A 9,580-nucleotide genomic window follows, 5' to 3' on the forward strand; every position below is an offset into this window, starting at 1 on the left:
TTCTCTGTGGGGTTTTGGAGACTAGGGTGAGAGGTCTTGTCCGCGCTGAGGCACCAGCACGGGGTTGCCCGCGGAATCCCGAAGCACTTCCACACCGATGCCGTAGACTTCGCTGACGGTCTGTGCATCCAGGGTTTCCGCAGGCGGGCCTTGCTTTACGACGTGCCCCTGCGCCACCACCACAACGTGATCGGCATACGCCGCTGCGGCGGACAAATCGTGCAGGACCACGACCACGGCTTTGCCCGCCGCCGCGCGGGCGCGCATCATTCCCATGATTTTTTCGGCGTGGTGGAGGTCCAGGGCCGCGGTCGGTTCGTCGAGAAGCACGACGGGAGTGTCCTGGTAGAACACACGCGCGCTGTGGACGCGGGCGCGCTCGCCGCCGGAGAGGGTCGGTACTTCCCGGTCAAGGAGGTGCGCGACGTCGCATTCAGCGATGACTTCCGCGAGCAACTCTTCGTTCGGGCAGCCCCATGGGTTGCGTCCGAAGTCGATGACTTCGCGGCTGGTGAATGGTACAGACAGTTCTTGGCTCTGCACCAGGACGGCGCGGTAGCGGGCTAGCTCGGCAATGGAGAGCTCGGTAATGGAATGCTCGCCGATTCGGACGTCGCCGCCGCTGAGCTCATGGTCGCCGGAAAGCGCTGCGAGCAGTGTCGACTTTCCAGCACCATTAGGGCCGACCAGCGCGGTGACTTTTCCGGGCTCGGCGACCACGGAAATATCGTTCAGGATGCGGTGCCCGCCCAGGGTGATGCTGACATTGTCGGCAGAAATGCCCAGTCCAGAGTGAATTTCCATTAGTGCACCGCCCTCTTCGAACGCAGGAGCAGCCAGAAGAACAGGGGGCCGCCGACGATCGAGGTGAGCATTCCCAGTGGCAGGTCCGCACCGGTAATCATGGTGCGGGCCGCGAGGTCGGCCAGCGTTGTGGCCAGCGCTCCGCCGAGGATGCATGCGGGAATCAGCGTGCGATGCGCCGGCCCCAGCAGCAGTCGTGCAGCGTGCGGCACCACCAAGCCGATGAAGACAATGATGCCGGAAAATGCCACTCCAGCCGCCACGACCAGAGACGTGCCGAAAATAATGGCGCGACGCAGCGTGATGACGTTAATACCCAGGTGGCGCGCCTGCGCTTCACCGAGGCTCAGAATGTCCAGCTTGCGGTAGCTGACCCACATGGCAATTACGGCCGGAACTGTCACCAGCGTAATGATGACAACCTGCGTCCAGGTGGCGCTGGCAAAGGAACCCATCTGCCAGAACACAATACGGTCGCGGGCAGCCGTGGAGGCTACGAATGTCAGGAGCGACACCAAACCACCACAGATGGAGTTCACAGCCACACCGACCAGAATGATTCGGGCGATATCGCGACCACCGTGCGCATTTGCGGCCACAATAGCCGTGGCCACCGCACCACCGATAAAAGCTGAGACCGCAATGGCCCAGCTGCTGGCGAAGACACTCAACACTCCGCCGAGCGCCCCGGAGAGCCCGGCGGCGGTGCCCAAAACTGTGGCGGTAGCAGCGCCGACGGCGGCGCCGGAGGAAACGCCGATGAGACCGGGTTCGGCAAGCGGGTTGCCGAACACCGCTTGCAGCGCCACACCTGCGAGAGCAAGCCCCGCACCAACGAGGCAGGCCAGCGCGATGCGCGGCAGTCGCACCTGCCACAGCACGGTGTCGATGGGCTCTGGCGCGTCACCGAGACCGGCATTGAACACTAGCCTCACCATTGAGCTCAGTGATTCCCCGATGGTGGCACCGAACTGCCCCACGGAGGCCGACCAGCCAATTGCCAGCACCAGCGCTAGGGCGAGCCCGATGAAAACGGCTGCCTGCCTGAACGGACTAGTTTTGTTCGCGGTTGTCTGCATTGCTCAGCTAGTCACTTCCCCGCAGCGTTATCGGCACTCGCACCAGCGCCATCACCTGCACCGCCACCGTAGAGAGCATCCGCGATGGCGCGGATCGCACGCGGCGACTGCGAGTCAAAGGACAGCAGCTGCGAATCCGGCACGTCCACGACGGATTCATTCTGGCCCGCCGGGGTCTGCGCGATGCCTGGGATTTCCTTCAAGCCTTCGATCCCGCCAACGGACTCGAGGCCACCAGACATAACCAGGATGGTGTCTGGGGCCGCAGCGATCAGCGACTCTGGCGTAATCGGCGTGAACGCACCCTCAATACCCACGCCCTCACCGGCATCAACACCGCCGAGACGGGTAATCAGGGAACGCCCACCAGAATCCGGTCCCGCAATCATGGCCACACCGGTTCCGCGCACGTAGAGAATCATCATCTTGCGGCCATCGGCCTTGGCCTGCGCGTACTCGGTCGCAGCCGCCATCTCCTTATCCAGGTGCTCCTTCACCGGGCCAACTTGGTCAGCCAGGCCGACGGCATCCGCAACTTCGTCGATAAGCGTGTTGATGGTCTCGGGAGTGCGCTCGTCCGACACATGGACGACGGTGATCCCCGCTTTTTCAAACGTGTCGAACACGCGGCTGGGGCCAATCGAGCCATCGGTGATGATGAGCTCCGGCTTTAGCTTCATCACCGACTCAGCATTGACTGCATGTCCGCCGATGGTGAGGTTCGGCAGATCCTTTACCGCCGGGAAATCGGAGGTGGCGTCGCGCCCCACCAGACGGTCTCCGAGGCCAAGCGCGTAGACCGAACGACTGAGTGCTCCCGCCCGGTCAAGCGTGAGAATACGCTGGTAGTCCTTGTCCGCCGCCGGTTTCGGGTCCTTCAGCAGCACCTCGGGGTTTTCCGAAGGTAGATTCGCATGCGCGGCGCCGTGAGCGGAAATGTTGTCGGCGCGCGGTACCGTCGTCACGCCAGCGCTTGACGACGACGCCCCCTGCGGCGCGGCATCATCGGAACCACAGGCGACTAGTCCTGCGACCAGGACAACACTCAGCAGTGTCCCGGCAAGGCTGCGAACGCGACAGGCAGGCACGGTGAACATATTCCCCCTCTGTGAGCTGACGCTGCACGGAGATAGACGACAAAAGAATGACTAAATAACGACTAACACTAGTAACAAAGAGCTTAGAAAGGACTTTGCTCTACTCACCCAAAGAATCTTAGGCTATCTTTTGGTTCTAGGTTAGCCTATCCTTAAAAAAAGATAGTAATTTCTAACAGTTTTTCGGAAGGACGTTACCTCCTATGACTACCCGTACGCTCCAGCGTCGCGCAGCTCTCCTGGCCATTCCGGCCGTCGCCGCACTTCCACTTCTCGCCGCCTGTGGCTCAGATGACCCAGACGGTGCCGCGCAGGATGCTGCCAACGCCTCGGAAACCACCAGTTCGGCTGAGGCTCAAGAAACCGACGCCACCGCCGGTGAAGTAACCATGGAGGCCGAGCCGGTCAACGACCTGTCCGAGGGCGATGTCATCACCGTCGACCTCGCTGGCCTCGACCCCGACTACGGCTACTACGCCGCACTCTGCGCCGCAGAGAAGGCTCCAGGCAACCCCGTCCCGGACTGCACCGGTGACCGCAGTGCCGGCACCCAGTCGCAGCAGTGGATTACCAAGAAGTCCGGTGGCACCACCACCATCGCCGATGACAACACTGCGCACTTCGAGCTCAGCGTCGTCCCCACCGGTGAGGCCGTGGACTGTACTCAGCAGGAGTGCGTACTGAAGCTCTTCGGCGACCACAGCGAGGGCTTCGAGGACATCACCGAAATCCCGGTTACTTTCGCAAAATAGCCAAACCACACACGCGCAGGCGTCGCAGACCTAGGCTAAGAGCCATGGAAACCGACCAGCCTGCGACTGCCAAAGAGGCGGCACCGCGCCGCATCACACTCCTACCCGGCGATGGCATCGGCCCCGAAATCACCGATGCCTGCCGAGGACTCATCACCGACGTTTTCCCCCACTGGGAACTGACGGAGGCGCAAATTGGCTGGTCACAATGGTGCGCGCACGGCAATCCCGTCCCGCAGGAGACCTGGGAGACACTAGAGCGCAGCGATGCCGCTCTCCTCGCGGCGATTACCTCCAAACCTGCCCGTGAGGCCGAGAATGAACTGGCACCACACCTGCGCGGCACTGGCCTGACCTACCGCTCCCCTATTCTCCAGCTGCGCCAGCGCCTCGATCTTTTCGCCAACCTCCGCCCGGTCTCCCTGCCGGGCGCGGCTGCCGACTTCACCATCGTCCGCGAAAACACCGAGGGCCTCTACAGTCACGACTATCTCCTTCCGCCTCACGACGCCCCGGCCGACTCCCCGCACCACCACCTGTGGGCAGAGGTGGCGGAGGACTCGACGGTGGCTCGCGCCGTCGATAAGCGTGGCGAAGTTGCGGTTTCTTTGCGCGTAACGACGTCCTTTGCGTGGCACCGCCTTGCGCAAGCGGCGGCCAAGTTGGCTCTCGCGCGGCAGGCGGCAAACCCCGATTCGGAGGCCACGCCGACGGTGACGGTGGCGGACAAGCCGAATATCCTGCGGGACTCTGCGCGTGTGATCCGCGGGGCGGTTGAGCAGGTGGCGGAGGAGTATCCGCAGGTCACATTCGATTTTGCCAATGCGGATGCCGTGGCAATGCAGCTGGTAACCGACCCGGCGCGCTTTGATGTCATCATCGCGGAGAACCTAATCGGCGACATCCTCAGTGACATCGGCGCTGGGCTGATTGGCGGGCTGGGGCTGGCGGCGTCGGCGAATGTGGGCGACGACTTTGCAGTTTTCGAGCCGGTACACGGTTCGGCACCTGACATTGCGGGTCGCGGCGTTGCTAACCCGGCTGCGTTTTTGCTCTCAGCGGCAATGTGCGCGGAACATCTTGGGGCACCGGCCTCAGAGCTTGCGCCCGCAGCCAAGCTGCGCCAGGCCGTCTACGCCGCCACACGTACCGCGCCGACGCTGGACCTTGGCGGCACCGCGACTACCAGCCAGTTTGTGACTGCAGTGCGGGCGGAGCTGGGGTTGTAGGCATTGACTCGATTACGAAGCGTAATTAAAGTGGTTGCTATCAATCCCAGCCGTTGACCCTCCGCTGATAAGGAGAGCGCCGATGACTGGGATTACTCATAGGGGGAGGGCCAAGAAATATGAGTAGAAACAGATATAGTGCTGCGCGAGCTGTGCCTTTACGTGAGATCACTAACGAAGACGATCCTTTACACGTTAACTACACCGGGAAACGGGCCCCCGAGGACGACGACGAAGAACTCTGAGCCCCTACTGGAACTGGCTGAGGTCAATGCCTTCCAGCGGGTCGGACTCGCGGATGTCCTCCTCCGGCGGCAGCGGCACCTCGCAGAGCACAACTGCCGCACCACACGGGTCCTGCACGGTTGCCAGCGGACCGAACTCGGTGGCCTGCGGGGCGACGAGCACGGAACCGCCCAGTTCCTCAGCCTTAGCGACAGCGGTGTCGATGTTCTCCACGCCGAGGTACGCTAGCCAGCCAACGAAGCTCTTATCGGCCGCATCGGTCTGTGCGGCAACCGAGCTGGCTACCAAGCCTGCAAATGGTGCCCCGTCTTCCATCGCGACTGCGAAAGCGCCGTGCTCGTTCTTGTTGCGCACTGCAATTTCCCAGCCAAAGAAATTGTGGTAGAAGTCCGCGACCTGCTCAAAGGTCTCCTCCGGCCCTGCGACCAGTTCGAACCACACCGGGGTGCCGGGCTCGCCCGCTGCAATGAAGGCCTGCTCACCCGGCTGTTCCAGCAGCCCAATGAGGCCACCGGCGGGGTCGGAAACGACGGCCATCGTGGATCCGTCGACAAGCGGAGTCGGTTCCTGGAAGACTTCAGCACCGAGCTCGCGCGCCTTCTCGACGGCACCAGCGGCGGAGTCGACATGGAAGTTCACGCGCCACTGGTTGACGAAGGCATCCTCAGCGTCCTTATCGGCCTCAAGCAGCACCGACACCGGCATTCCGGACAGCATGGCAACGCGGCGACCAGCGGAAGCCTCGCGGGCATCCTCATGGATTGGCGCGGTATTGCGATAAGCCCATCCGAGAACGCCGCGGTAGAAGCGCTCGGTCTTACGCGGTGCGGCGGAGAGCAGATCTACGCGCAGGGGCATGCCAAATTCGGCGGGAAATGCGGGCATGAGTTACAGGTTCCTCCACTTTTCAGGATCAAAGTCATCATCGGCGGTGGCCTCATCAAAGTAGTCATCGTCGACTTCATCGGCAGTGGCCACACGTGCAGACATACCGGCAACAGAGACGACATCACCTGGACGCAGCACCTTGCCACGACGAGTGTCGACCTCACCGTTCACGCTGACCTGGCCCTCAGCAATGAGTTCCTTGGCCAGACCGCCCGTTTCCACCAGGTTTGCCAACTTCAGGAATTGCCCGAGACGGATGGACTCATCCCGGATTGCGACATCGATAGGCTCCATGCCCTTAAGTGTGTCATACCCGGTAATAATCTCGAACCGCTACGGAGATGAGGCAGCACACCCTAACATCGTTCTCATGTCTAATTCACGGTCTCCGAAGTGGCCCCGGATCCCCAGCGAAGCGCCCCCCCGCCCGCCGCTGCGTCATATTGTCGCCGCTTCAGTGGCTGTGAGTTTGCCGCTTATGACCTTGGCGCTCATCTCAAACTCCATTTCCGACCTGCTGTTTTTGCCCCCTATTGGGGCCGCCATGGCACTCATCGCCGGTGCGCCGAACTTGCCTTTGGCACAGCCACGAAATGTCGTGGTTGGACACCTGATCGGCTGCATAACTGGCATCCTAATCTCGCGACTTTTTGGCGTCTCCATCATCACCGCGGCAATCGCCGCCGGTATCGCATTCGCACTTATGCTCATCGCTCGGGCAGCTCACTCCCCAGCGACCGCTACCGCGATTGTCACCGCACTGATGCCGCACGGCCCCGACATCGGCAACGACTTCCGCCTCCTTGGCTTCGTTTTCGCCTCTTCAATCATGATCGTGGCGCTGGGAATCCTCGCCAACCGGCTGCGCGGCCTTCGCTATCCGACGTACTGGTGGTAGGCGGATTCGGGGGCTCACTAAGCTCATCATAATTATTACGCATTTTATATGCGTAATATAGATGTATGTCGTCGCACTCCACACCACACTCGACCCCAGGCTCCAAACCCAACGCTCAATCTTCCGCGCCCCAACCACCAAACAAGCCGAAGTCAAAGCGCCGCATGTCCTGGCATCGCAAGGCCGGTATGCCGGTGCGCTGGTGGTTCGCTGCCATCATTGTGGCCGCATTAGTCCACCCATTTGTCACCGATGGCCGTTGGCTATTGGTGCACCTCTTTACTCTCGGCGCCGTCACCAACTCCATCCTTATCTGGGGCCGCCACTTCACCGAGAAACTACTGAAAATCGATGTGCCCGATGGCAATCGGCACATTCAGTTAGCAAACATTTACCTGCTCAACGTAGGTGTTGGCACAACGGTCGTCGGCAAGCTGGGTGATTGGTGGCCAGTGACCACGGCCGGCGCGGCGGTCGTCGGCGTCGCCGTCGCATGGCATGCGATTTCCCTCGGACGCGACCTGGTAGCGAAGCGCAATCGACCATTCGCCATCTCCGTTGCGTACTACGTCGCGTCGGCATGCCTACTGCCGATCGGCGCCGCGCTCGGCGCCATCCTCGCATCTCCGAAGGGCGAAGCGCTTCACGACGACCTCCTACTGGCACATGAAGCCATCAACCTCATTGGCTTCCTCGGGCTCGCGGCCTGCGGCACGCTCATCACCATGTTCCCAGCGCTGTGGCGAACCCAGATGTCGCCACATTCCCGCCCGAAGCTGGCACTAGTAGTACAGCTCATAGGTATCGCGACTACCACAATCGGTGCACTGACCAGCTTCAACTGGTTCGCCTCCGTCGGCCTTGGCATCATCACTATCGGCTGGGTCATAGCCGCCATTCCGTGGGCGCACAACGTCATGACTGTCGCTAAAGACCCCCGCGACCGCCTCAGCTACCCAGCGCTGTCTGTTGCGGCTGCGGCCGTCTGGCTGATCGGCACACTCACAGTTGCCACAGTCAAGGCGCTTGACGGCAGCTTCGTAATCTCATCCCTTACGCTGCCGCTGGTAATCGGTTTCGGCGCACAATTGCTTATCGGCATGATGAGCCAACTCTTGCCCGCTACCATCGGCGGAGGTGCTGGTCCAGTCTCCGCCGGTATGAAGGAACTTGACCGCGCGGGAGCATTCCGCTGGTCGACCATCAATATTGGTCTGGCACTGTGGCTAATGCCGCTGCCGTCCTGGACCAAAGTAGCGGTCTCCGCAATGGTCTCCCTTGCCTTGGTGTCCTATCTGCCACTTGTCGGCCGTGCCGCGAAGGCTCAGATTGGTGCGCTGAAAGAAAGTCAGAAGGCACGGGCCAACAAAGAAGCAACGCCGAAGCCGATCGAACTGCACGCAACTGCACGTCGACTCGGTGCTCAAACTACCGCCGCTCTGGCTGTATTGGGCCTGGTAGTGACTATTGGTGTTGCGCTGAGCGGTGGCGGTACGGGAAGCATTGAAACCACCAGCGATGTTGCGCCCACCGGAGAAACCGTCGAGGTCACGGTTACCGCCAACGATATGACCTATACCCCGAACGTTATAGAGGCAAACCCCGGCGACCGACTGGTCATCACCATGGTCAACGCTGATTCCCAGGTCCACGATCTGCGCTTGGCCACCGGCGAGGACACCGGACGTGTCGCCCCTGGCAACTCCGCCACCATTGAAGTGCCGGTTGTTCCCGGTGACATTGACGACTGGTGCACCATTGCTGGTCACCGCCAGATGGGTATGACGCTCACGGTCAATACAGGTAGCACTGATCATTCACACCACACCGGACGTGGCAGCCACGCTGACCATGCCACTCCCGGTGCGCTCGGGAATGTCGGCGAGCAACCCGGCCCGGATTCCCCCACCATCAACCCGCTATTAGAACCCGCCGAGGACGCCACGGTTCACCACGTCACCCTGAGAGCCAGCGAGTTCACCGGCTACGCTGCCCCTGGAGTCGAGCAGCAGCATTGGGTATTCAACGGCAAACCGCTGGGGCCAACTCTGCGCGGCAAGGTGGGCGACGAGTTCGTCGTCACGCTCATTAACGACGGCACGATGAGTCACTCCATCGACTTCCACGCGGGCATCGTTGCACCGGATGAACCTATGCGCGACATTGCCCCTGGTGAACAGCTTGAGTACCGCTTCCGTGCTGACCGGGCGGGTATCTGGATGTACCACTGCGCAACCATGCCCATGTCCATGCACATCGCTGCCGGCATGCACGGTGCTGTCATTATCGACCCACCGAATCTCACCGAAGTCGACCACGAAGTTCTTCTGGTGCAGTCGGAAAGCTACTGGGGCGAGGACGGCCTCGATGCCGACAAGACCATGGCCGAGGACCCCGATATCTACAAGTTCAACGGCTACCCCGACCAGTATCTCACCCACCCAATTCGTATTCGCGCAGGTGAGACGGTACGTTTCTGGGTACTTGCCGCAGGTCCAAACAAGGGCACGAGCTTCCACATCGTCGGCACGCAGTTCCACCGCGTGTACAAGGAGGGCGCGCTTTTGCTTGACGACGGCGTGGGCGG

Annotated in this window: 9 protein-coding genes; 4 read left to right on the forward strand and 5 right to left on the reverse strand. The window is 61.5% G+C overall.

The window, feature by feature from the left end; translation table 11 throughout:
* Positions 1-21 precede the first annotated feature (21 nt).
* The 3 genes from HMPREF3011_RS10260 to HMPREF3011_RS10270 are packed head-to-tail and all read right to left on the reverse strand — an operon-like array spanning position 22 to position 2,980.
* Positions 22-804 carry a heme ABC transporter ATP-binding protein gene (locus tag HMPREF3011_RS10260; RefSeq protein ID WP_070841495.1) on the reverse strand — a complete coding sequence of 261 codons (783 nt, stop codon included), beginning with the start codon at positions 802-804 and terminating at the stop codon, positions 22-24.
* Positions 804-1,883, reverse strand: a complete 1,080-nt coding sequence (locus HMPREF3011_RS10265; RefSeq protein WP_070841496.1) for a FecCD family ABC transporter permease — start codon at positions 1,881-1,883, stop codon at positions 804-806. Before HMPREF3011_RS10265 ends, HMPREF3011_RS10260 begins: the two co-directional genes overlap by 1 nt.
* 11 nt (positions 1,884-1,894) lie before the next feature.
* A complete protein-coding gene (locus tag HMPREF3011_RS10270; protein WP_070841497.1) occupies positions 1,895-2,980 on the reverse strand; it encodes a heme/hemin ABC transporter substrate-binding protein in 1,086 nt (361 codons plus the stop codon).
* Positions 2,981-3,183: 203 nt separating this feature from the next.
* Between HMPREF3011_RS10270 and HMPREF3011_RS10275 the strand changes: the two genes are divergently transcribed.
* The gene (locus HMPREF3011_RS10275; protein WP_070431867.1) at positions 3,184-3,732 is read left to right on the forward strand and encodes a neocarzinostatin apoprotein domain-containing protein; all 549 of its coding nucleotides are present in this window, start codon (positions 3,184-3,186) and stop codon (positions 3,730-3,732) included.
* Positions 3,733-3,776: 44 nt separating this feature from the next.
* The gene (locus tag HMPREF3011_RS10280) at positions 3,777-4,961 is read left to right on the forward strand and encodes an isocitrate/isopropylmalate family dehydrogenase (RefSeq protein WP_070841498.1); all 1,185 of its coding nucleotides are present in this window, start codon (positions 3,777-3,779) and stop codon (positions 4,959-4,961) included.
* Between the two features lie 249 nt (positions 4,962-5,210).
* Here the strand turns inward: HMPREF3011_RS10280 and HMPREF3011_RS10285 are convergent, their stop codons facing one another.
* Together HMPREF3011_RS10285 and HMPREF3011_RS10290 are read right to left on the reverse strand one after the other, a co-directional pair.
* Positions 5,211-6,092, reverse strand: a complete 882-nt coding sequence (locus HMPREF3011_RS10285) for a glyoxalase/bleomycin resistance/extradiol dioxygenase family protein (RefSeq protein WP_070841499.1) — start codon at positions 6,090-6,092, stop codon at positions 5,211-5,213.
* Between the two features lie 3 nt (positions 6,093-6,095).
* Entirely contained in the window at positions 6,096-6,389 is a 294-nt protein-coding gene (locus HMPREF3011_RS10290) for an RNA-binding S4 domain-containing protein (RefSeq protein ID WP_005510922.1), read from the reverse strand.
* A gap of 76 nt (positions 6,390-6,465) precedes the next feature.
* Here HMPREF3011_RS10290 and HMPREF3011_RS10295 point away from each other — a divergent pair, with 76 nt between their 5' ends.
* Positions 6,466-6,993 (forward strand): HPP family protein, encoded by a 528-nt coding sequence (locus tag HMPREF3011_RS10295; RefSeq protein ID WP_070841500.1) that lies wholly within the window; start codon positions 6,466-6,468, stop codon positions 6,991-6,993.
* A gap of 164 nt (positions 6,994-7,157) precedes the next feature.
* The coding region (locus tag HMPREF3011_RS10300; protein WP_168168158.1) for a multicopper oxidase domain-containing protein at positions 7,158-9,580 on the forward strand (2,423 nt) is incomplete at its 3' end.

Source organism: Corynebacterium sp. HMSC074C04 (assembly GCF_001838295.1).
GTDB classification, from domain to species: Bacteria; Actinomycetota; Actinomycetes; order Mycobacteriales; family Mycobacteriaceae; genus Corynebacterium; species Corynebacterium amycolatum.